Origin of the sequence: Candidatus Foliamicus sp. (genome assembly GCF_965221325.1) — a bacterium.
Lineage (GTDB): Bacteria > Pseudomonadota > Gammaproteobacteria > Steroidobacterales > Foliamicaceae > Foliamicus.
Map to the genome: position 1 here is coordinate 335,066 of NZ_OZ244880.1, position 21,990 is coordinate 357,055.

Below are 21,990 nucleotides of genomic sequence, written 5' to 3' on the forward strand. Positions count from 1 at the left end.
CCCCGGACACGCCGCTTGCTTCTCACTCTGCAAGCGGCATTGGCCCGATGCCGGGAAGCGCCAGGCAGGTGTAGGAGAGTCCTGGAGACGTTATCCTTCCGGCCTATGCGGGAATTCGACCTGGTTGTTGTGGGTGGCGGCAGCGGTGGCCTGGCGACCGCTCAACGCGCGGCCGAGCGCGGCGCCCGGGTGGCGCTGATCGAGTCGGGACGTTTGGGGGGCACTTGCGTCAACCGCGGCTGCGTACCCAAGAAGGTCATGTGGCACGCCGCGGAACTGGCGCGCCAGCTTGCCGACTCCCGCGAGTACGGGTTCCATTTGTCCCTGGAGAGCCACGACTGGTCCGAACTGGTGCGCCGCCGGGAAAGCTACATCCGCCGTCTGAACGGAATCTACGTAGAAAACCTTCGCCGCCGGGGCGTGGAATATGTGGACGGATTCGCAGCATTTTCCGGCGCGCGGACTATTGCCGCGAACGGCGAGGAGTACGCCGCGCCGCGCATCCTGATCGCCACCGGGGGCGCGCCCGTGATTCCGGAGATTCCCGGGGCGGAACTGGGCATTACGTCCGACGATTTCTTCGCGCTGGAAAGCTGTCCGCGCAGGGCAGCCGTGGTGGGCGCCGGATATATCGCCGTGGAACTGGCCGGGATTCTGCGTGGACTGGGCTCGGAGGTAACGCTGCACCTGCGCCGCAAATCGGTGCTGCGGCGTTTCGACGAGATACTCCAACAGGCCTGTCTTGAGGGACTTGCCGACGCGGGCGTGCGCATTGAGACGGATTTTTCGCCGACAGCCGTCGCCCGCAGCCAGAACGGACTGCACGTTACATCTTCCCGAGGCGCAAACAGCGGACCTTTCGATACGCTGCTTTGGGCCGTGGGCAGGCGGCCGCTAACCGACGATCTCGACTTGGAGACGCCTGGCGTGGCCCGCGATGCGCGCGGCGCGATCAAGGTGGACCAGTGGCAGGAAACCACCGCCCGTGGCGTGTTCGCCCTGGGCGACGTGACCGGTCGTCACGAGCTTACCCCGGTGGCGATCGCCGCCGGCCGACGCTGGGCGGATCGGCAGTTCGGCGGCATGTCCGAACGCCGCATGGACTACACAAACATCCCGACGGTGGTGTTTGCGCATCCGCCACTGGGCTCGGTAGGGCTTACCGAGGCCGAAGCGCGCGACGCACATGGCGATACGGTGCGCTGTTACCGCTCCGAGTTCGTGCCGCTCTACTACGGCATCGCTGCCCACAAACCCAAGGCGCGCATGAAGCTGGTCACGGTGGGCGAGGAGCAGCGCGTGGTGGGATGCCACGTGGCCGGCCCGGGCGCGGACGAGATGCTGCAGGGTTTTGCCGTGGCCATCAGGATGGGCGCCCGCAAAGCAGACCTCGACGACACCGTCGCCATTCATCCCACCGCCGCCGAAGAACTCGTGACCATGCGCTAACCCGGATGAAGCCTTCGGGCATACCGGTGCGGTCCAGACCTGCTGACCGGTGACTGTGAGGGACCTCGGTCGCTGCCCCTGTCTGCGGCACGAAGCCGCCGCTATAGTCGCTCAAAGCTTCGGTGGCGCTATAGTGGCCTGTACGGAGCCGATCAGCTGGAGTCCAAGTGATGTTCATAGCACGAAATGCTGGTGAGGTGCTGGCGGAACACACTGGAGGAAAGACGGAGGACCCCTTCGGCATGCAAACAGGAGTTCGTCCTCTGTGGGCGATGCAGGTCGGCAAGCCGCATCCAACGGGTATCAAGCTAAACGTCTTGGTTCGCTTGCCACCAAGCGACAAAATCGACAATCAGATTCGCGGAGTCGTCGACGTACCGGGCCACCCTTTTGGAGACGAAGAGAGATGCTACTTGGCAAAAGTACTTATCGAGGCTGTTGACGATATTCCGCAATGCAAATTTGAGTATCAAGTAGTGGACTGGGTGGCGACTGAAGGGGGCAAGGGCATCCAAGTCGCCCAGTGCCGCCCAATAGCGGTCTCAGTTGGTCGAGATTTCGTTAACTTAAGGGTGTTTGAGCCACCAGACATTCAAGAGCCTCTTGAGAACAGCCAGATAAGTGCAGAGCAGCAAGACGAGTGGATTCGCGAATACGCTGCTAACAGGTACTGTCGGTACCTGACGAGGCAGGAGTTGAACCAGCGTTTTCAAGATCTGTTGGTGAACATCCAAGTTCTCACACCATCCGGACGATTGGGGTTGAGCACCGACGAGACTTGGTACCGCCTGCTGCAGCACGTTATTGACGAGATGCAATTCAGGGGTGAGCCGCCAACCGCTTCTAACCATCACCCTCATGTGCAAAGGTCCCGACCGTTTTTCGACGGTGAATTCTGCCGGAAGGCGGCGAAAGTGGTTGCTGCGAGTTCCACTGATCAAGACGTGCTCGTAAAGTACGGCAAGCGCGAGCACATGTATTCACTATTCCAGAGGGGCATCGTGTATCTGAACCCTGCCACCTGGTACAGCGCGTCCGACCACAATCAGGCTATCGAAGACAACGAACTGGCTATTGGCTTCAAGGGTGGATTCATAAGGACCACCCGTCCTCTGCAGTTTTACGACAGGAACAATGCGCCACCGATGGAAATTGCCGCCCGCGCCGTAGGATTTCGAACGATATACGAGCTTCCAGAGTTGCATAGCGACCAATTTTGCACTGCCACCATACAAGCACCTACGGACTACTGGATGTTCTGCATGGCCGATATTCTCGACCCAAGGCTCTTCGCCGACTTCCAAGCCGATTGCTGCCTCATCATCAAGCGTAGGCCGTTCGCGGAACGCCTGTTGCGGACTGCCGCGGAGCAGCTGACCAATGAAACGTGCTACTTCGACCGCGTCCAGTATGTGGATCCTCTAGGTGCTTGGCCTGCTAGCACACACGTAACGAATTCCATCCCGCTCCACATGACAAAGGTGTTTCGTTACGCCTATCAGAGGGAGGCCCGCTTCGCCATTGTCCCCAATGAAGGCCGAGATGACCTGCAACCAAGAGAAATCGAAGTCGGATCAATCTCGGATATTGCCGATCTCGTGCCGCTCATGGGCTAATAGGGCGCATACGCCATACATGACCGGGCTGGTGCTGCGCCTCGCGCAATTCACCCGTGCCCCGGTCAATGACCTCGTCGTTTGGGCCGCGCATTCCACGAACAGCTTCTCGCCCGCACGTTAGTCTTGGCGCATGACCATGTCCAGCCGGCCTAGCCAGGCGCGATTTTGCTCGCAAAACCAACTGTATTGGTAGCCGTCGCGGCACGACGACCGATGGATACTCCTGCCGCAGCAGGAACAACTCCGCACCCTTGCTCTGGAGTCAGTGGAAAGCTTCCAATGGACTGGGTGACCGCTTTCGATCGAAATCAGTGGCAAACTTCATCTGAAATACGCAGGCCCGCCGAAGCTGGCTAGTCCCAGATGTAGTGAACCCGCGCTGCTTCCTGCCCTTTTGGGCCTGACGTATACTGTCCGCAAGAACAAGATGCCCCAAGCTCGGGCGATACGCCTAACCGCGCCGGATGGCGGGGCGTTATACAAGAGGTCATCGACGCGGCGCGACGCCGCAAGGGGGACCGATGCCCATTGGACTGAAGGTCGAGGAACGATCGACCCTATCGCCAGTGCCGTTCGCATCGCGCGGACCGCGCCCGGCGAAGAAGAACAGCTTGTCGATACGTGCAAGCGCAAGGGAGGCAGGTCCCGAACGCAGAAGATGGGCCTTGAGCGACGGCGGGAAATCGCGAGAGCCGCCGCCGCATGGCGGGCCAGTACTTGACCGGCGCATAGCTATGAAATCCGATAATTGGGCCATCATGGGCGCCGAGGTCGCCATCTTCGCCTTGAATATCGCGGCTATGACGGTGCTGACGCTGAGTACAAGCAACCGGCTCGACTGGCTTGAGGCGTCGGTCAACAGCCGCCTGGACTCCATCGACAGACGGCTGGATTGCTTCAAGGTCGAGCTTGTTCACCTACGCAATGATGTCGGCACGCTCGCCGAGCGTGTCTCACATATCGAAGGGCGGCTGGCCATAGATCGAGCAGGCGGGCGCGCCGCACCGTGAAGTTTCAACCGGACTCGCTGTACTGCGGGGATTGTCTCGACATCATGCGAGCGTGGCCCGACGGCTGCATCGATCTCTGCTATCTCGACCCGCCGTTCAACTCCAAGACGGACTACAACATCCTGTTCGGGCAGGATCGGGCGCGGACCAATGGCGGCAAGTTCGCCCAATTTGTCGCGTTCGAGGATACATGGATGTGGGACGATGCCGCTCAGGACCGCGTCGATTCCATTGAGCGCGCAGTCGCGCATCCGGCGCATAAGATCGTCAAGGGTCTGCGCTACGCGATTGGCGACTGCGGCATGCTCGCCTATCTCTCGTACATGGCCGAGCGCCTGGTCGAAATTAGGCGCGTTCTGAAGCCGACAGGGAGCGTCTACCTGCATTGCGACCCCACTGCGAGTCATTACCTCAAAGCCGCATTGGATGGCGTGTTCGGAGCCAAGTGCTTCCTGAACGAAGTAAGCTGGCGACGCACAACGACGAAGGGCGACTATCGACAGGGCGCGCTCAACTGGCCGCGCGTACGCGATGTGCTGCTGCATTACGCAAGCGATCCGCGCGGCGGCGGGCGAATGTTCCGGCAGCCGTTCACCGAATACGATCCCGCCTACATCAAGAGTCACTACTCCATGGTCGAGCCGGACACCGGTCGGCGTTATCGGTTGGACAATTTGACCGCGCCAGGCGCGGGCTCACGTGGGCACCCGAAGTACGAACTCATGGGCGTCGAGCGGCACTGGCGATACAACGCCGAGAAAATGGCCGATCTGATCGCGGCGGGTCGCGTCGTCCAGACCGCGCCCGGTCGGGTACCAGCCTACAAACGATACCTCGACGAAATGCCCGGCGTGGCGGTGGGCGACGACTGGAGCGACATCAAACCGATCAATTCTCAGGCAAAGGAACGCTTAGGTTATCCGACTCAAAAGCCCGAGGCGCTGCTGAGGCGTGTCATAGAGGCATCCAGCAACGAAGGGGACATCGTTCTGGACCCGTTCGCTGGATGTGGCACCACGGTGGTTGCGGCCCGCAATCTTAAGCGTCGTTTCGTCGGAATTGACATCTCGCACTTCGCTATCGACATCGTTCGGGAGCGCCGATTGCAGGACAAAAGCATCCCGATCAACGGCTTCCCGGTGGATCTGCCGAGCGCCGAGATGTTGGCGCGGGAGGTCCCGTTCGAGTTCGAGAAATGGGCGATCACACGGATACCCGGCATGGTGCCGAACGCCGTGCAGATTGGCGATGGTGGTATCGACGGTCGCGGCATAATCCACGGAGACGGCTCGCTTGTGCTCGCCCAGGTGAAGGGTGGGCGCTCATTCCAGCTCGGTCACGTCCGGGACTTCCGACACGTTCTAACGCGCGAGCAAGCCGCCTGCGGCGTGTTCACGACGCTCCGACCTGTCACGTCGCCCAAGGCGAAGGCGGAAGCGAAAGGCGCCGGATATCTCAAGTTCGGTGCGAACCGCTATCCGGCGGCGCAGTTGTGGTCGATTCAGGACTATTTTCAGGAGCGTCTCCCGATGCTCCCACCTTTGGCCGACCCGTACACCGGGAAGGCCATGCAACTAGACATGCTAGCGCATTAGACTGGCTAAAATGCCTGACATATATTGTTGATTGCGCGCCAATTGACGGCATGAACAAGCTATCCGAAACCAAGCGCACCACAACCTGACGATGCGCAGGGGATGCGCCGATTTATCCGCCTCACCAACGCGTTCAGCAAGCGAGTCGAGAAGCACACGACGATGCGGAGCCTCTACTTCGTGCATTACAATTTCTGCCGCTTTCACCAAACGCTGAAGGTCGCGCCCGCGATGTCGGCCGGACTGAACACCACCTTGCGAGACTACGAATGGATCGTGGTTCTGATCGACGCCGCAGCGCCGAAGGCTCGGAAGACCGGCCCGAAGCCCGGAAGCGGCGGACGGCACCGTAAAGCAAACTGATGCACTATCCGCGTAAGCGTTTCGGAACCGGATTTGAACGCTAGCGTACGCACTTGGTCGCGCTCTTGGCCGGAGGCATACTGGAAGCGCCAAGTGTCGTTGCGTAACCAGTGAGGAACTCGGGTATCCACTTTCGGCATCCGGGATGGAGTCTACAGCCGCTGATTGGGTCGCACGGGTCGGTGCTTCCACTTTAGCGGGCGCGAGCGTATTTCATGGGCGTGCGCATTCTTCAGCTGCCATTAACAGCACCGCTTCGCGTCCCGTGCGCTGGCGCCGGGCGAGATTCGGTCCATATTCGGAAAGACGCTCAGACATCGGAACGTGCGGAGCACGGCCCGTTACACCCGCGATCCGGTCAACCCACCTGCGCGCTTGGCCAAGAGCCTTTGGGTGGATCTAGCGAGTGACGGCGAGTTGGCGTATTGCAGGGGGCTGCATCTTCGCTGCCTAGACTCCGTACCGCCGATGGCGAAAGGGACGCTGATAGTAGTAGAGCAGCCTTATGCAGCCAGCACTCACTAAACAAATAATACCAGTGGTTGACGGGGACTGGGCTGGCGAGCGGGGCACGGGCATCTAAATTTTATCCTCCCGCAATCTTGTCATGCCGGCCACCAATCACTCTTCGATTTGACGGTCAAAGAAAGGACTACGTCATCATCTCCCTTAACGCTTGAGATAAACCAGTCGTATCGTGGTGCACTCTTCTCAACCAAAGGACACACGTAGAATGCAAAAAATGTTGCCTTGTTTTCTGCTCCCTGAACGGCGGTCAGGCTTGCGTCGTCTTCGATTAGGTCTACGCAATCTTCTGTGAGTCCGCCAAATGCGGGAGATTTGATCAGTTCCGCTAGCACATATTTCAAGCCAGGTTCGTGTACAAAGCTCATTACTTTTGGATCAACTTTCACCCCAGAGACCGTACGGACACGGCAGATGAATATGCCTTTTGGTTGAATGGCTTCGCCTAAAGATACGCAGTATTGATTGTCTGGGATGTCCTCCTCCATTCGATTCTGCGGACGAAGGAAGGCTTCACTTCGACTGATGTGAATCCAACCAAGCATCTGCAGAAAAATCTCAGGTTTGTTGTTCAATCTCGTAGGCACAAAGCCGTGGAGGTTTTTGGCGCTACTCACGAAGGGGTTCTCGGTGCGGCCCGGCAAATCCGTTCCGGAAATATGGAAGTTCCCGTCGGCATGCCAGTGCATTTTCACATCTTGCGTGTTGGCTTGCATCATGGTACGCCAAATGTTGTTGCCTAAATATTCGATCGCTATGCCTCCCAGCGAAGCGATATGGTTGTTGACCAAAAATTCATATTTGGACGGTTGCCCGGCAAGATCCCTCTTTTCGATGAAGCATCGTTTGTTGGGAGCATCGACGTATTTCGGCGGCGCCATTACCGCGAGGCTTTCACCTTGATCGCCGATGACAAATCTAAACGCCTTGAACGTGTGTCCCTCATGTTCAAATGCGATAACGCCATTCGTTTCCATTTGCGAATCCTTCCGACTAAACCGTATCGGGCTCTTTGGAAGCCGATTGCATCTGAGAATCTGGAGCCATGAGACAGTGTAACAGTTATTCCTCGGAGGAACGGGAACGGGTGGTCCAGCCTGTCGTATGCGATGCAGACGTGGAGCATGTCCTCGGAAAATTCAAACTGCGCGCTGAACCACTGTAGAGATTCCAGGACTCAGTGCGTGAGCTGTCGTTGACGCCGTCCAAAGCTAAGGCAAACCTGAGCTACCTCAACAGCGCCGTTCTGTCCGCCCTGCGTGATCTGCGCGTTGGCTCGGTCGCCCGAGTGTCACCGGCATTGCCTTAATCTCCCGCACTTACGGGCGCAGAAAGCCGAGCGGCGAACCTGAGTCATGAGATGCTGCGCAACATGTTCGGCTACGCCATCGCGTGGGGCCCTTGGCGAGAAGCCGTCGGCAACCCAATTGAGGGCATCGGACACTTCAACCGCGCCTCGTTCAATTCGGTTGACCAGAGCTCTCGCAAGCTCCTTGTTAAGGTACTCACTGGGCGTAGAGGGCATTCCAACATTTTCTGGTGTGTAGCTGGCAACTCTGCGGATATTCTCGAAATCCACGCCATCAAAATGGTTGCCTAAAATGCGATAGACCTCATTTTCTGGAATGTGCTTTACTGTGCTTACCCACTCTATAGGAAACCCAAGCATACTAACGATGTCGGACAGTTTAAGGTCGAGGAACTTGAATCCTCCTGTTGCGACAGTGCGTCTTGGACAGGAATGATTTGGAAAAGCGTTTGCACACTTGAGGACAATACGCGCAAGCTTACCGAGATGCTCAAGGCAACAATCAACAACATCTCGGTGGAGAAGCGCTTTAGGAACCGCCTGTTTATTTCCAGCAAATCTATAGCTCCAAAGCAAATTCCCTTCACAATCTTTACTCGTTGTCCCAACCAAGGAAACTCGTCCTTCTTTCTGCGAAAAATTCCTCAACTCCAAAAAATACTTCATTCCGGCATCTTCCCTCATTTTCTTTCGGCGTTTTACCCACCATTCCTTGAATCCAGGGACCCTTCGCATTTCTTTCTGAAGCAAAAAAGTTACACTTCGGGCAGCCGATAGAAATGCGTTAAATTCATATGTGAAGTTCTCCCCATTCAGCGCTCGTAATCTGCGCGCAAAATTTTCGGCTTCGAGAATTTTTTCTTCAACCAACAAAAGGCTGTTTAACTGGGCCATTCTGCTCTCTTCCTCGATCAATCCCAGAAGACTTTATCGTCGTATGGAGTGTTCCGGGAATAGTTGACACCATCGCGCCTCAAAGTGAGGTTGCTTCAAAGGCTTCGGGGAGTGACACCGCCAAGATGGCTATTGTCCATGTCGTCTCCGGCGTCAGTAGCCCATGTCCAGAACCTGGGCATCTGCGGCCAGTTTGTCAAGCGCCCGGCGCCGGCCCGCATCCGTCGTGTTCTTGTAGCGCATGATGGCGTCGGAATGGACGCGGCGGTGCGTTCCGACCTTGTGAAAGGGGATGGTGCCCGATTCGAGAAGCTTGACGAGGAAGGGGCGCGAGACATTGAGTAAGTCGGCCGCCTGCTGGGTGGTTAGCTTGGTGTCCTTGCGAATCACTGCGACCGAGCTGCCAGACGCTATACCCTCAAGAGCTTCCAGCAGCATGTCGCCGGCCGATGCCGGCAGCTTGATTGCCTCGTCTCCGTGAGCGTCGCTGACAAGGAGCGATGGGGCGGGGTCCGCGCCCAGCAAAGCGCGCAGGCGTTCACTTGATTCTTGTGCGATCTCGGCATCCGCTTTCGAAGGAAGGATTGAGTGTGTCTGCATGTTCATTATTCATCCCCGCGCCTCTGCGCGGCTTCACGGCCACCCTAGCGGCTGATATTGCTAAACGCAATATCCGAAAAGCCTGGCACGATTGGAATAGCAGATGACGACCAATTAGCCGCCGCGCGGACTCAGCAGTTCCTGGGTGTCGGGGCGCTGTCCATGCCAGATTGCAAAGCTTTCGGCCGCTTGTTCCACCAGCATTCCCCATCCGTCGTGGATCGAACGTGCCTTTCCCTGGCGCGCCCAGGCCGCAAAGGCCTCGGCTGCCGGCCCGTAGGCCAGGTCGATGCAATGCGCGCCTGCGGCCGCCGAATGATCAATCGTAGGCGCGGTGCCCGTCATGCCGGCGGAACTGGCATTGATCACCAGATCTGCGCGCGGCGGAGTCGCCGCGCCCTGTTCGGCCACCTGGATGGCGCCCAGGGGTGCGAAGCGGCGCGCCAGGTCCAGTGCGCGGTCGCGGGTGCGGTTGACCAGCGTGATCGAGGCGATGTTGGCTTCGAACAAGGCGGGGATCAAGCCACGCGCAGCGCCGCCGGCTCCGAGCAGCAGCAGCGTTGCGCCCGCGAGTTCGAGGCCGAGATTGCAGCGCAAGTGGCGGAGCAGGCCGGAGCCGTCGGTGTTGTCGCCATGAATGCGATCCTCATCACCGACTGTGAGGGTGTTGGCAGCTCCCGCCAGCCGGGCCCCGGAACCGAGGGAGTTGCTGAGTGCCGCCGCCTCCTCCTTGAGCGGCACGGTGATGTTGCATCCCCGCCCGCCTTCCTGCGCGAAGCGGCTCACTGCTTCGGCCAATAAGCCTTGGCGGACCTCCACGCGCCGGTATTCGAGGGCAATGCCGAGTTGCGATGCAAAGCGGCGATGAATTTCGGGCGAGCGGCTGTGACCGATCGGATGGCCCATTACGCAGAAGATTGCCGGCATTGTTGCCTGGTTGGCTGAGAACGCGGGCTAGGGTACAGCAGGATTCCCGGTTCGGTTCCAGCGACTGGCGAATCTGCAAAGGCACTGTGCTAGACTTCGCGCACCGGGAAGAGTTCCCGACTAGGCTTATCGTGCGATGGGTTCGCACTATCAGCCATGAAAATCCTCTTCGGAGGGGAAAAGCCACAAACTGGAGAAATTTCTATGACCAGTCCTGAACGCAAACTTCTTGCTCTTGCCCTTAGCGCCGCCTTGGCGGCCGGTGCTGCCGGAACCGCTGCTGCGGCCAGCGTTGGCACCTTCGAGGCCGGTGGAACGGCCCCGACGGTATTCGACGGCCATGGCGGCGACGATGAAGGCAGTTGCGGCGAAGGCAGTTGCGGCGACGACGACGGTGACGAGGAAGAGGAAGAAGAGGAAGAAGAGAGCTAGTTCTCTGCTATCGCAGTAGTTCTCTTTAAGCGACAGCCGGCGAACTTTCGAGTTCGCCGGCTGTTTCTTCCCTCCCCGGCTGTCTTGCGAGAGCCGAAGCATTCTGCTGCTGCCAAGCAGGCGGTGGCAGATTTATGCTTCGGGCTCTTCTTGTGTACGCCTGTCTTGCGTAATTCCGGGCTGGCTTGCCCCCTGCGGGCGGCCTGCTCGGGCCGGGCCTGAATGAAAACCCGTTGCCCCTGGTCTCTGGGAGTCAGTTCCGAGTACCAGGCCTATCACGATCAGGAATGGGGCGTTCCCGCCCTTGAGGACTCCGTTCATTTCGAGTTTCTGATCCTCGAATCCGCGCAAGCGGGATTGTCATGGCGGACTGTGTTGCACAAGCGCGAGGGCTATCGCAAGGCGTTCGCCGACTTTGACCCGCAAGTCGTGGCCGAGTTCGGTGAACGCGAGATCGAAGCCTTGACGCGCGATGCGAGCATTGTTCGCAATCGGCAAAAGATTCGCGCCGCGGTGGGTAATGCCGCGGCATTTCTGCGCGTCGCGGAGGAATGCGGATCTTTCGCCCGCTATATCTGGCGGTTCGTAGGCGGCGCGCCGATTGTTAACCAGTGGACTCGGCAGGATCAGGTGCCGGCCACTTCGCCGGAGTCGGACCGCTTGGCTGCCGACCTCAAGGCCCGCGGGTTCCGGTTTGTCGGCTCCACCATCCTCTATTCCCACATGCAGGCTTGCGGCCTGATAAACGACCACCTGGTGACCTGCTATCGACACGCGGAATGCCGCCACGCCTGGCCCGGCGATTTATCGCGCGCGAGTTAGCCGGAGCGCAGCACCTCGCCAGTAGTGGCGTTGCGGATTTCGGTCGGGCCATCAAGCGGCCCGCATTGTCCGTCCAGTATCCAATCCACTCCAGAGCCGAAATAGTCGCGCGCATGCTTCGCGTTGCGCGCCGGCGCCTGGCCATGCGGATTGCAGCTCGTTGAAACCAGCGGTGAATCCGCGGCCCGACTCAGCTCAGCGGCCAGGGGATGTAAGCTGCGGCGAATAGCAATCGTGGCGTGCGCACCGGTAATCCAGTCTGGCACCTTGGGGTCCGCGCTCACGATCCATGTGACGCCCCGGCTGCGCAGCAATTCGCGGCTCTTGGGCTCAGCGGCCAGCGCATTGGCCCAGCCGTCGAACTGTTCCCACTCCGCAGCGATGAGAATCACGCCCAAGGAGCGCTGGCGATCCTTGAGCGCAAGAATGCGTTCCACCGCGCGTTCATTTTCGGGCAGACAGCCCAAGCCATAGACTGATTCGGTGGGGTAGGCGATTACCCCGCCGTCGCGCAGGATGGCCGCGGCCCGCGCGACTTGATCGGCACTATCTGCCGGAGCGTCTCCGGGCGCGCTTCGCGGGGGCATTTTCCAACAATTCCCGGCACTGCTCCAGACTCATGCCCGCTGGGTCCTGCCCGCGGGGCACGGATGCGTTGCGGCTGCCGTCGGTTACGTAGGGTCCATAGCGGCCGTTCATGACCTGGATCGATTCGCCTTCGAACGCCTTGATCGGCTCGCGGCCCGCGCGAGGCTCCGGCTTGACCGCCAGGGCTTCCTCCAGCGTAACCGTAAACACCGAAAGCGGCTTGGGCAGGCGGATATAGCGGGGACGGCCCTTGCCGCCTCTTTCTCCAATCTGCACATAGGGCCCCTTCACCCCGCAGCCGGCGAAAACCGGCCGGTTGTCGGTGGGGTGCTGTCCCAGTTTGCGCGGCAGGCTCAGCAGCGCCACGGCTTCGTCGAGACCCACGGTGTAGGGAGAAATGTCCGGCGGCAAGGAAGCGTATTTCGGCTTCCCCTCGGCGCGGTCGCCCAACTGCACGAAAGGACCCCAGCGGCCAATGTTGGCGCTGACCGGCTGGCCGGTTTCCGGGTGCGTTCCCAGCGTTCGTGGCAGGGACAGCAGCTTGAGCGCTTCTTCGAGGGTTACGCTCTCTTCGGTCAGCCCGTCCCTCAGCGAAGCGTAACGCGGCTTGACCTCGCCGTCCCGTTCGCCCAGCCGCACATACGGTCCCCGCGCGCCTTTCCCGGCATAAACAGGCTGGCCGCTGTCCGGGTCCTTGCCCACCAGCCGCGGTCCTCGCAGCAGCTCGACGGCCTGCTCCAGACTGACGTCCTCGTATTTCATGCCGTCGTGCAGTGTGGCGACGGGCGGCTTGTGGTCTTCCGTGCGTTCTCCGTGCTGCACGAAATAGCCGTATGGTCCGAGCCGCGCATATACGGGTTCGCCGCTGTCCGGGTGTTTTCCGAGCAGCCGCTGCGGGCGTTCTTCCGAGCCTTTCAGCGTCCGCTTCTTCTCCGAGAGTTGCTCCGAATAGTGGTTCCAGAACTCGTCCATCAGCGGCACCCATTGCTTCTCCCCGTTGGCGATGGCGTCCAGGGATTCCTCCATGCCTGCGGTGAAGTCGTAATCGACGTAGTCGCTGAAGTGCCGGCCCAGAAAATCCGCCACCAGCGTGCCTTTCTGGGTGGGCACGAATGACCGCTTCTCCATCACGGCATATTCGCGGTCGCGCAGTTTTCGCAGCGTTTCGGCGTAAGTTGATGGCCGCCCGATACCGTGATCTTCCAGCGCCTTCACCAGGCTGGCCTCGGTGTAGCGGGGCGGAGGCTCGGTGAAATGCTGCTCTGCGTCGAGCTTCCTGACCGCAAGCTTTTCGCCCACCGCCAGGGCCGGCAGGGTCTTGTCCGTGCTGTCGGCCGAGCGCGTCAGCACCTTGAGGAAACCGGCGTGAACGAGGGTGTTTCCGGTGGCCCGAAAGCGGCCCGCGGGGGTTTCCGGCGATGCATCGGAGCCTTTTTCACCCGGCGCCAGCACGGCTGCCACGCGGTCGAACAGCGCGTCGCTCATCTGGCTCGCTACGGAGCGCCGCCAGATCAGGTCGTAGAGCCGCAACTGATCGGAGTCCAGGTGGTGTTTCAAAACCTCGGGCGGGCGCTCCATGCTGGTGGGACGGATAGCTTCGTGCGCCTCCTGCGCGTTGCGCGTGCGGGTGCGATAGCGGCGCGCGGCCTTTGGAAGATACTCCGGCCCCAGGTTGTCGCGGATATAGTCGCGAATTTCGCCGACCGCGTCCGCGGCCAGTTGCACGGAATCGGTGCGCATATAGGTAATGAGTCCGACCGCTCCGCTGCCGGTATCGACGCCCTCGTACAAGCTCTGGGCCACGCGCATGGTTCTTTGCGCCTGCATTCCCAATAGCCTGGAGGCCGTTTGTTGCAGCGTCGATGTCGTGAACGGCGGCGGAGGTCTGCGCTTGGCGCGGCTTTCGGTAACGTCGTGTACCGTGAGGTTGCCGTGCTCGCTGCCGGCCGCGCCTTCGCGCATCGCCTGCAACAGCGTTTCCCGGGCCCGTTCGGTGTCGTCGGCATTGCCAAGCGAGAATTTGCTCAGTTTCTTGCCGCCGAGTTCCACCAGTGCCGCCTCGAACTCCACCTCCGACTTTTGCAAGTGCGCGGTGAGCGTCCAGTACTCGCGGCGCTTGAATTGCGCGATTTCCTTTTCGCGTTCCACGATCAGCTTCAGGGCCGGGCTCTGCACACGCCCCGCCGAAAGGCCGCGCGTGATGGTTCGCGACAATAGCGGCGAAAGCGTGAATCCCAACAGGCGATCCATGCAGCGGCGCGCCTTTTGCGCCTCTACGAGAGGCATGGCCACGTCCCGCGGCGCGTCCAATGCTTCGGTAACCGCCCGGCGCGTGATCTGGTTGAATGCCACGCGGAATACCTGCTTGTCCTTGAGCGCTTTTTCGCTGTCGAGAAGCTCCAGCAAGTGCCAGGCAATCGCTTCGCCTTCGCGGTCCGGGTCGGTGGCCAGGTAGAGCGTGGGCATGCTTCTCAGTGCCGTGCGGATCCGCCGCACAGCGGCCTTGGAGCTTTCCAGCGGCTCGAATTCCATGGCGAAGCCGTTGCGCGTATCAATGGAGAGCCCGCCCTGCTTCAAGTCGCGCACATGCCCATTGCAGGCCAGCACACGGTAGCTATTGCCCAGATAGCGCTGCAGGGTGCGCGCCTTGGCCGGAGATTCGACCACGATCACGCCTCCCGTGGCGGTGTCGGATGCGCTGCGCGTCATTGGGAATCTGCCTGTAGTCGGTAGTGCATCAGGTAGGAAGTCATTTTGCCTGTTTGTCGCTTACGTCAAGTTTTGATTTATGCCGGGCGTGCATCATACGACACTTGCATGGCTTAGCGGCTTGCTTGAAACCGGCCGTCGGGCAGCGGCGCGACGCGGCCTTGAATCTCCAGGCGGGCCAGTTCCGCAGCCACCTCGGCGGCGCCCAGACCGGTTTGCCTGGCCAGGTCGTCAATGGTTTGCGGCGCATGCAGCAAGAGCCCGCCAAACAGCGGCAGCTCCTCAAGGGCGGGGGGCGCCTGTTGTCCGCCGCCGGCGTTTGCGCCGGATGCTTGCAGCAGCGGCGGCAGTTCCTCAAGCACATCCTCGGGCTTTTCCACCAGCTTGGCCCCGTTGCGGATCAGGGCGTGGCATCCTCTCGAAGTGGGGCTGTAGATCGAGCCCGGCACGGCGAACACTTCGCGCCCCTGGTCGGCCGCCGCGCGGGCCGTAATGTTGGCTCCCGACCGGCTGGCGGCTTCCACCACCACTACGCCCGTGGACATGCCGCTAATGATGCGGTTGCGGTGCGGGAACATCCATTGCTTGAGGTCAGTGCCCGGCGGATTTTCGGACAGCAGTGCGCCTTGCTGGGCGATGCGCCGCGCAAGTTCCTGGTGGTGCCGCGGGTAAATGCGGTCCAGCCCGCCGGCGCAGACGCCCAGCGTGCATGCGCCGCTGTCGAGCGCCGCCTGGTGAGCGGCCGCATCGATGCCTTCCGCGAGGCCGCTAACAATACAAAGACCGCTGCGGCCTAGAGCGCGGGCGAAGTCGGCGGCCGTGGCCCGCCCGAGCGGCGTTGCGGAGCGGCTTCCGACGATCGCAATTCGCGCCTGCTTCAGGCTGTGTAGTTGCCCAAGCACGAACAGGACGGTCGGGGGGTCGTGGATTTCGCGCAGCAGGGCCGGATAACAGGGGTCGTTGATTGGAATCAGGTGGGCGCCATCGCCCTCAAGCCATTCCAGGCTGCGCCGCATGACCGCTGCGTCGGGCCGCACAAGCGCTTGCAGCGCCCGCCCGCCAAGGCCGGCCGCGCGCAGTTCGGGGGGCGGAGCCTTGATCAGCGTGGCCGCGTCGCCGTAGCGTTTCAGCAGCAGCCGACGCGTGCGCGGCGGTACGCCGGGGCAAAAGTGAAACGCGAGCCAGGGTTCTGCTTCCATGCCGGGATGTCCTTCGAGCGGATGTGAGAAAATAACACAACCCATAGATGCCCATGCCTTGAGCGTGCCCGAACTTACCATCCTCACTTTTCCCGACCGCCGTCTGCGGCTCAAGGCAAAGCCCGTATCGATGGCCAGTAATCGGCTGCGGCGTTTGGCCGACGACATGCTTGCAGCGATGTATGCGGCCCAGGGCGTTGGGCTGGCGGCTACGCAGGTAAACGTGCAGGAGCGCCTCCTGGTGATGGACACCTCGCCTGAGCGTGACGCGCCCCAGTGCCTGTTGAATCCGGAAATCGTGGCCGCAGAAGGCGAGGTTGTCAGCGAGGAGGGGTGTCTTTCGGTGCCGGAATTCACGGCCGAGGTAACTCGCGCCGAGCGGGTCTCGGTGCGCGCCTATACGGTGGACATGGAGCCTCTGGAACTGCACCTCGACGGGCTGGCGGCCATCTGCGTACAACACGAGATCGATCACCTCGACGGCAAGCTGTTCATCGACTATCTGTCGCCTTTGAAGCGCCGCATGCTGCGCAAGCGAATGGAAAAAGCCGACCGCGCCGGCAAGCCCGCGGCGCTGGAGCTGTAGCGCGAACATCCTTGCGCCGCCGGCATGACCGCGCCTGCCCGGATACTGTTTGCAGGCACCCCCGGTTTTGCCTTGCCCGCTTTACAGGAACTGCATGCTGCCGGTTATGTGGTGCCGGCCGTGATTACGCGCCCCGACCGCGCGGCCGGCCGCGGCCGCAAGCTCAAGGTTCCGCCCGTCAAGCAATGGGCGCAGAACGCCGGCCTCGAATTGCTGCAGCCCTCGCATTGGCGAGATGCCGGCTTGCTTCGGCAATTGCGCGCCATGCAGGCGGATCTGATGGTGGTCGCGGCATATGGCGCCATCCTGCCCCCCGCCGCGCTTGAAGTGTGCCGCTTGGGCGCAGTCAACATTCATGCCTCCCTGCTGCCCCGGTGGCGGGGCGCTTCGCCGGTTGCGGCGGCGATTCTGGCCGGCGATCAGCGCACCGGGGTCACGCTGATGCACATGGAAGCCGGCCTTGACACCGGTCCGCTTCTGGCCTGCAGCGAAACACCGGTGGGCGAGCGAGAAACCGCCGGCGAACTGGAGGCCCGCCTGGCCCATCTCGGGGCCGAGCTGCTGCTACGGAATATTTCGGAAATCCTCGCTGGCCGGCTCAAGGCTTTGCCGCAGGATGCGCATCTGGCCAGCTACGCGCCCCTGGTGACGAAGCAGCAGGCGCGCATCGACTGGCAGTTGCCGGCGATGCAGTTGGCGCGCGCCGCACGCGCTTACGATCCCTGGCCGGTTGCACACGCGCTATGGCGAGGTGAGGCCATCCGCTTCTGGAATGCCTTGGCCCTGGACGGTGGCGACGCCCAGCCCGGAACCGTGCTGCATGTAGGGCGGGAAGGTCTGGATGTAGCTACCGGCGAAGGTCTGCTGCGCATACATGAGATTCAGCTTCCGGGCCGGCGCCGGATGCCGGCTGTCGATGCGGCCCGGGGCGCGCCGCTGGACGGGGCCGTGTTCACTTGATCGGCGCCGAAGCCCGCAAAGTTGCCGCGTTGGCAGTGCATGGGGTGCTGGGTGGACGCAGCTATATCCAGGCGCTGCATGACGCCGGCCATGCCGAGCTCCCGCGTGAGGAACAAGCTCTGGCTGCGGAACTCGCGCAGGGAGCCTTGCGCTGGCAGCATCGTCACGCCGAGCTGCTGCGCCGCCTTCTGGATCGCCCGCGGCCGGGCAGCAAGCTGGAGGCTCTGCTTTCCGTGGGACTGTTCCAACTGGGCCGTACGCGGGTTCCCTCGCATGCCGCGGTGAGCGCCTGCGTGGCCGCCGCGAAGAGCTTGCTGGCGCCCACCAGGGCGGGCGTGGTCAATGCGGTCCTGCGCCGCTATCTGCGCCAGCGCTCCGAACTGGAAGCGGCAGCGGATCGCAAGCCCGAAAGCCGCTTTTCGCATCCAGGCTGGATGATCCGGCGGTTAAGGGCCGCGTGGCCCGGCCACTGGGAATCCGTTCTGCATGCCGCCAACCGCAAACCGCCGCTGTGGCTGCGCGTCAATCGCTCCAGAATCAGCCGGCGCCAGTATCGCGCCGCGCAACTCAATGCCGGGACATGGAGATGCGGCCTGCCGCGCGGCTTGCCCGACGCCCTGCAGCTCGACCCGCCCAGGCCGGCAGCGCGGATTCCGGGATTTACTGCCGGATTGGTATCTGTGCAGGACGCGGGCGCGCAGTTGGCCGTTCCCTTGCTTGGCGCCGCGCCGGGGATGCGGATTCTCGATGCGTGCGCGGCCCCAGGCGGCAAAACAGCGCAATTGCTGGAGACTTGCCCGAAAATAAGCGAGCTTGTGGCCCTGGATTCCGATGCCGGCCGGCTCGTCCGGCTTCAGGAAAACCTTGATCGGCTGGGGCTGAAGGCAGAGATGCGCGCCGGCGATGCCCAGCGCCCGGACGAGTGGTGGGACGGCCGCCAATTCGACCGCATTCTGCTGGATGCGCCGTGTTCGGCAACCGGCGTCATTCGGCGCCACCCGGACATCAAGCACTTGCGCCGTCCGGCCGATATTCAACGCTTTGCAAGGCTGCAATCGCGCTTGCTGCGGAGCCTTTGGCCGCTGCTCAAACCCGGTGGGCGGCTGCTGTATAGCGCCTGTTCGGTACTGCCGGAGGAAACCGCATGCGTAGTCAGGAGTTTTTTGGGGGAAAATACAAGCTTGGCGCGCGAAGTGAGGGGTACGGACGGTTCGTCGGGGGGTTGGGCGCTGCCATTGTCGGATTGCGGCTATCAGGCGCTGCCGGGTAGGCGCGGCGCGGACGGACATTTCAATGCGCTACTGGAAAAAACTGCAAGGACATCCTGAACCCTTGGGCCGAAGCTGCCGCTTGGCTGTTTTCGGACTGCTGCTGGCGCCCCTGTTGGCATCGGCATCGGAAGTCGATGTGCGCCTGGCATATGCGCGTGCCGCCGACGGACAGTGGCTGGTTACCACCCGCGTGGATTTCGAACTCGACGAGGAGGCCGAGCAACAAGTTCGGCAAGGCTTGCGGCTGAGGGTGGAGGTGGAATTCAGCGTGGCGGAACCGCGCCCGATCATCACGTCCAGGGAACTGGGCCGGTTTGTGCGTGTCCTCTACCTCGAATATGACGAGGCGTCGGGCCGCTTTGTTGTGGGTGCTCCGTCCGCAGATGCGCGCACGGAATTCGCGACGATGTTTTCGGCCTTGCGGAAGATCGGCTATCTGGCCGATCAACCGGTCATCGCAGAGTCGGCACTCGTGCCCGGGCAGTCGTACGTGTTCTCGGTGCAGGCGCGCGTATTTCCGGAAAACGCCGGTTGGTGGCGCCGCAACGTTACGGGACGCCTGGGTTTGGGGCTGTCTTTGAGCAGCGACGCTTATGCCTGGATGCTAACCCCGTAGCAGCAGACTGGCGGCCATGCCCGCAACGGCGATCACGAACACCACTCGGATCACTCCTTCGCCCTTGGACAAGGTCACTCGGGCGCCCAGCCAGCCTCCCGCGCCATTGCCTACGGCCAGCGTCAGACCCACCAGCCAGAGAATCTGCGATTGCCAGGCAAAGATTCCCAGCGCCAGAAGCGTGCAGGGGATCAGGATGACCACCTTGTACATGTTCACCCGCACCAGGTCCATGCCGAGTATGCGTTGCAGCGTCGGCATCAGCAGGAATCCCACGCCAACCTGTATGAAGCCCGCCCAGGCGCCACATAACAGCAGCGCCGCGTAGCCCAGTCTCCGCCGTGCTGGGGTCATGGCTGCTTTCTCGTTCGCGGCGCCCGGCTTGCGCCGAAGAATTGCCAGGGTCGCCAGGATCATGGTCAGCGCCACGATGCGCTCGAACCATGGTCCGGCCACGCGCACACCTATCATGGCCCCGCCCGCGGCGCCTATGCAGGCGAACAGCGACAGCCACAAGGCTTCTTTCAGTTCCGAGAACCCGCGTCTGCGGAAAGTGCTGACCGCGACCAGGTTCTGGATGATGATGGCCACGCGCAAGGTGCCGTTGGCGACCGGCGCTGGCAAGCCGGCCAGCAACAGGATCGGCAGGCTCAACATCGAGCCGCCGCCGGCCATTACGTTGAGGAAGCCGGAAGCGCAGCCCGCCAGAAGAAGCAAAGGCAGGAATTCCGCCGGGAGTGATTCCATCACGCGCCGGCTGGCAAACTACTTTGCAGGATCTCGGGAAGATTCGCGCGCTGCAGAGGCGGCAGGTCGGCGGGCGCCGGGCGCGAGTTATAGGTGTTCCAGAACATGACGTTCAGACCCTTGAAGCGTCCGGCGCGGCCGTCATGCAGCAGGGCGGCTGCGGCCTTGCCCGAATACGTGTATTCCAGTTGGGTGGCGGCGCTGTTCTTCATCAACTCGATGGCTTCGAGCGCAGCGCCGGTGGGCAGCGCATATCCGTCCCCGAAGAATTCCTCGCGAAACTCCACACGCCCCAGCGCGTCGCCCTGGACCGGTACGCCAGCCTTGCCCAGCAGCGGGCGAAGGCTCCCGGCCAGATCTCGTATGTTGTGCATGGAGGTCATCTGATCGGTCACGACCCGGGCTGCCACGATACGGGTTTCGAGCCCGGCTAAAGGCAGGCCGAAGTCCAGCCCAACGGTGGTGCCCGAGGAGCCGCAAGGCAGGTAAATCAGGTCCGGTGCCGGACACTCGCCGGCCGCTACCTGTTCGGCCAGTTCCAGCGCGGCGCAAACGTAGCCGAGGCTGCCCAGAGACGAGGAGCCGCCGAGAGGTATTTCATACCATGCACCTTCGTCGGCCAGAAATCGTGAGCGTACCGCCTGCATCTGCTTCGGGCCATCGGCAGGTTCCAGCCGGGTTCCCAGCAGCAGGTGATGGCGCAGCGTTGCCTCGGCATATGGCGTAGGCGGCTGCGGTCGGACGATCCCCACGCACTCCAAGCCGAGTTGGTGCGCGTACAGCGACGTGGAAAGGATGTGATTCGAGCCCACCGCGCCGTAGGTGAGCACGCCGCGACAGCCGCGCTGCCGAGCGTCGGCAAGCAGAAATTCCAGCTTGCGGAGCTTGTTGCCGCCGTGCTCAGCGCCGCTGATGTCGTCGCGCTTGATCCAGACCGATTCGGCGCCTAGTTCCTTGGCCAGCCCGACATGGCGGTCCACCGGCGTCGGAGTGTCGGCGATGGCTGTCCACGGGAAATGGCGCCGAATTTGGTCGCGGTACGCGCAGGCGCTGGTGCTGTGCGTCATGAGTGCTTGAGTATCAGAAGGGCGGGGAAGAAAACAATCGAGCTTTGTGCTTGGTCTTGTCGAAGCATCAAGACTATTGAACCAGTTTCAGAAGTATTACGTCGAAGCGATGATCGCGCAATCGAGCCCGGTCGGCGTTGAGCTGCGCCAGGTCGCTGGTGGGGCCGACCCGCACGCGGAAATACGTTTGTCTGTCGAGCCTGACCGGTTGGATGCGGGCGCTCATACCCACCAGCGCCACCCGCGCGCGCAGCGATTCCGCATCCTCCTCGCGTGTGAATGCGCCCAACTGCAACACATACATCCCCGGTGTTTCCACCGGCCTGGGCGCTTGCGGTTCGGGTGCGTCTGAAGCCACGGGGCCCGGTTGTGCAGCGCTATAGGCAGTCGCTTGCGTCGCGGCATCGGTGGTCTGCAGAGGCTCGGATTCGGTGGTCGATTGTGTGGATGTTTGCGCCGGCGCCGACAGGGTCTCCTCCATCACTTCTTCGCCGCGCTCCAGGATGTCGTAGAAGTCGAACCTGGGGTTGGCGGGCGGAGGGGCGGACAGCACTTCCGGCGACGGTTCGGTCAGCCATTGCATGAACTGCGGATAGACCCAAAGCGCCAACGCCAGCCCCAAGGCCCCTCCCACTGCCAGTCCTGCGGCAAACTCGCCGCGGCGCCCGCCTCGCGCCCGAGTCTTGCTGCGCTTCGCCATTC

20 protein-coding genes and 2 pseudogenes are annotated in these 21,990 nt (G+C 61.8%); 11 read left to right on the forward strand and 11 right to left on the reverse strand.

All coding sequences use genetic code 11. The annotated features are described in order from the left end of the window. Positions 1 to 105 precede the first annotated feature (105 nt). Both gorA and ACWCOO_RS01590 read left to right on the forward strand, forming a co-directional pair. Positions 106 to 1,449, forward strand: a complete 1,344-nt coding sequence (gene gorA, locus ACWCOO_RS01585) for a glutathione-disulfide reductase (RefSeq protein ID WP_446831226.1) — start codon at positions 106 to 108, stop codon at positions 1,447 to 1,449. Positions 1,450 to 1,619: 170 nt separating this feature from the next. After that, positions 1,620 to 3,065 (forward strand): hypothetical protein, encoded by a 1,446-nt coding sequence (locus ACWCOO_RS01590; protein ID WP_446831227.1) that lies wholly within the window; start codon positions 1,620 to 1,622, stop codon positions 3,063 to 3,065. A 34-nt stretch (positions 3,066 to 3,099) separates the two neighbouring features. Here the strand turns inward: ACWCOO_RS01590 and ACWCOO_RS01595 are convergent. Continuing rightward, positions 3,100 to 3,266: pseudogene (locus tag ACWCOO_RS01595) on the reverse strand (IS21 family transposase); the annotation flags it as partial. A 536-nt stretch (positions 3,267 to 3,802) separates the two neighbouring features. Between ACWCOO_RS01595 and ACWCOO_RS01600 the strand changes: the two are divergent. The 3 genes and pseudogenes from ACWCOO_RS01600 to ACWCOO_RS01610 all read left to right on the forward strand — a co-directional run. Continuing rightward, complete coding sequence (locus ACWCOO_RS01600) at positions 3,803 to 4,078, forward strand: hypothetical protein (RefSeq protein WP_446831228.1); 276 nt, start codon at positions 3,803 to 3,805, stop codon at positions 4,076 to 4,078. Then, positions 4,075 to 5,673 (forward strand): site-specific DNA-methyltransferase, encoded by a 1,599-nt coding sequence (locus tag ACWCOO_RS01605; RefSeq protein ID WP_446831229.1) that lies wholly within the window; start codon positions 4,075 to 4,077, stop codon positions 5,671 to 5,673. The genes ACWCOO_RS01600 and ACWCOO_RS01605 overlap by 4 nt, the downstream gene beginning before the upstream one ends. An 82-nt stretch (positions 5,674 to 5,755) precedes the next feature. After that, positions 5,756 to 6,036: pseudogene (locus ACWCOO_RS01610) on the forward strand (IS1 family transposase); the annotation flags it as partial. A 605-nt stretch (positions 6,037 to 6,641) separates the two neighbouring features. Here the strand turns inward: ACWCOO_RS01610 and ACWCOO_RS01615 are convergent. The 4 genes from ACWCOO_RS01615 to aroE form a co-directional block, all read right to left on the reverse strand. Continuing rightward, positions 6,642 to 7,538, reverse strand: coding sequence for a hypothetical protein (locus ACWCOO_RS01615; protein WP_446831230.1), 897 nt, complete (start codon positions 7,536 to 7,538; stop codon positions 6,642 to 6,644). A 314-nt stretch (positions 7,539 to 7,852) separates the two neighbouring features. Continuing rightward, positions 7,853 to 8,764, reverse strand: coding sequence for a hypothetical protein (locus ACWCOO_RS01620; RefSeq protein ID WP_446831231.1), 912 nt, complete (start codon positions 8,762 to 8,764; stop codon positions 7,853 to 7,855). 153 nt (positions 8,765 to 8,917) lie between these two features. Then, a complete protein-coding gene (locus tag ACWCOO_RS01625; protein WP_446831232.1) occupies positions 8,918 to 9,364 on the reverse strand; it encodes a helix-turn-helix domain-containing protein in 447 nt (148 codons plus the stop codon). 114 nt (positions 9,365 to 9,478) lie between these two features. Next, a complete protein-coding gene (gene aroE, locus ACWCOO_RS01630) occupies positions 9,479 to 10,291 on the reverse strand; it encodes a shikimate dehydrogenase (protein ID WP_446831233.1) in 813 nt (270 codons plus the stop codon). Positions 10,292 to 10,495: 204 nt separating this feature from the next. Here aroE and ACWCOO_RS01635 point away from each other — a divergent pair, with 204 nt between their 5' ends. Continuing rightward, positions 10,496 to 10,723 carry a hypothetical protein gene (locus ACWCOO_RS01635; RefSeq protein ID WP_446831234.1) on the forward strand — a complete coding sequence of 76 codons (228 nt, stop codon included), beginning with the start codon at positions 10,496 to 10,498 and terminating at the stop codon, positions 10,721 to 10,723. Positions 10,724 to 10,945: 222 nt separating this feature from the next. Then, the gene (locus tag ACWCOO_RS01640) at positions 10,946 to 11,545 is read left to right on the forward strand and encodes a DNA-3-methyladenine glycosylase I (protein ID WP_446831235.1); all 600 of its coding nucleotides are present in this window, start codon (positions 10,946 to 10,948) and stop codon (positions 11,543 to 11,545) included. Here ACWCOO_RS01640 and ACWCOO_RS01645 read toward each other — a convergent pair. The 3 genes from ACWCOO_RS01645 to dprA form a co-directional block, all read right to left on the reverse strand. Continuing rightward, positions 11,542 to 12,132: an L-threonylcarbamoyladenylate synthase gene (locus ACWCOO_RS01645; protein WP_446831236.1), complete on the reverse strand. Its 591-nt coding sequence runs from the start codon at positions 12,130 to 12,132 to the stop codon at positions 11,542 to 11,544. The two genes, ACWCOO_RS01640 and ACWCOO_RS01645, sit on opposite strands and share 4 nt — an antisense overlap. Beyond that, positions 12,092 to 14,842: a type I DNA topoisomerase gene (gene topA, locus ACWCOO_RS01650; protein WP_446831237.1), complete on the reverse strand. Its 2,751-nt coding sequence runs from the start codon at positions 14,840 to 14,842 to the stop codon at positions 12,092 to 12,094. The genes ACWCOO_RS01645 and topA overlap by 41 nt, the downstream gene beginning before the upstream one ends. 113 nt (positions 14,843 to 14,955) lie before the next feature. Next, positions 14,956 to 16,041: a DNA-processing protein DprA gene (gene dprA, locus ACWCOO_RS01655; RefSeq protein WP_446831238.1), complete on the reverse strand. Its 1,086-nt coding sequence runs from the start codon at positions 16,039 to 16,041 to the stop codon at positions 14,956 to 14,958. 64 nt (positions 16,042 to 16,105) lie between these two features. Here dprA and def point away from each other — a divergent pair, with 64 nt between their 5' ends. From def to ACWCOO_RS01675, 4 genes are read left to right on the forward strand one after another with little or no spacing between them, the layout of a single operon-like run. After that, the gene (gene def, locus ACWCOO_RS01660) at positions 16,106 to 16,627 is read left to right on the forward strand and encodes a peptide deformylase (protein WP_446831974.1); all 522 of its coding nucleotides are present in this window, start codon (positions 16,106 to 16,108) and stop codon (positions 16,625 to 16,627) included. A 24-nt stretch (positions 16,628 to 16,651) separates the two neighbouring features. Next, positions 16,652 to 17,587 (forward strand): methionyl-tRNA formyltransferase, encoded by a 936-nt coding sequence (gene fmt / locus ACWCOO_RS01665; protein WP_446831239.1) that lies wholly within the window; start codon positions 16,652 to 16,654, stop codon positions 17,585 to 17,587. After that, positions 17,584 to 18,915 carry a 16S rRNA (cytosine(967)-C(5))-methyltransferase RsmB gene (gene rsmB / locus ACWCOO_RS01670; protein ID WP_446831240.1) on the forward strand — a complete coding sequence of 444 codons (1,332 nt, stop codon included), beginning with the start codon at positions 17,584 to 17,586 and terminating at the stop codon, positions 18,913 to 18,915. The genes fmt and rsmB overlap by 4 nt, the downstream gene beginning before the upstream one ends. Positions 18,916 to 18,937: 22 nt before the next feature. Next, a complete protein-coding gene (locus tag ACWCOO_RS01675) occupies positions 18,938 to 19,474 on the forward strand; it encodes a DUF4390 domain-containing protein (RefSeq protein WP_446831241.1) in 537 nt (178 codons plus the stop codon). On the opposite strand, the gene ACWCOO_RS01680 is transcribed toward ACWCOO_RS01675, so the two are convergent. The 3 genes from ACWCOO_RS01680 to ACWCOO_RS01690 form a co-directional block, all read right to left on the reverse strand. Beyond that, complete coding sequence (locus ACWCOO_RS01680) at positions 19,463 to 20,221, reverse strand: sulfite exporter TauE/SafE family protein (protein ID WP_446831975.1); 759 nt, start codon at positions 20,219 to 20,221, stop codon at positions 19,463 to 19,465. The two genes, ACWCOO_RS01675 and ACWCOO_RS01680, sit on opposite strands and share 12 nt — an antisense overlap. Beyond that, the gene (locus ACWCOO_RS01685; protein ID WP_446831242.1) at positions 20,221 to 21,288 is read right to left on the reverse strand and encodes a 1-aminocyclopropane-1-carboxylate deaminase/D-cysteine desulfhydrase; all 1,068 of its coding nucleotides are present in this window, start codon (positions 21,286 to 21,288) and stop codon (positions 20,221 to 20,223) included. The genes ACWCOO_RS01680 and ACWCOO_RS01685 overlap by 1 nt, the downstream gene beginning before the upstream one ends. A 73-nt stretch (positions 21,289 to 21,361) precedes the next feature. Then, on the reverse strand, positions 21,362 to 21,988 hold the full coding sequence (locus ACWCOO_RS01690; protein ID WP_446831243.1) for an SPOR domain-containing protein: 627 nt from the start codon (positions 21,986 to 21,988) through the stop codon (positions 21,362 to 21,364). Positions 21,989 to 21,990: the final 2 nt, after the last annotated feature.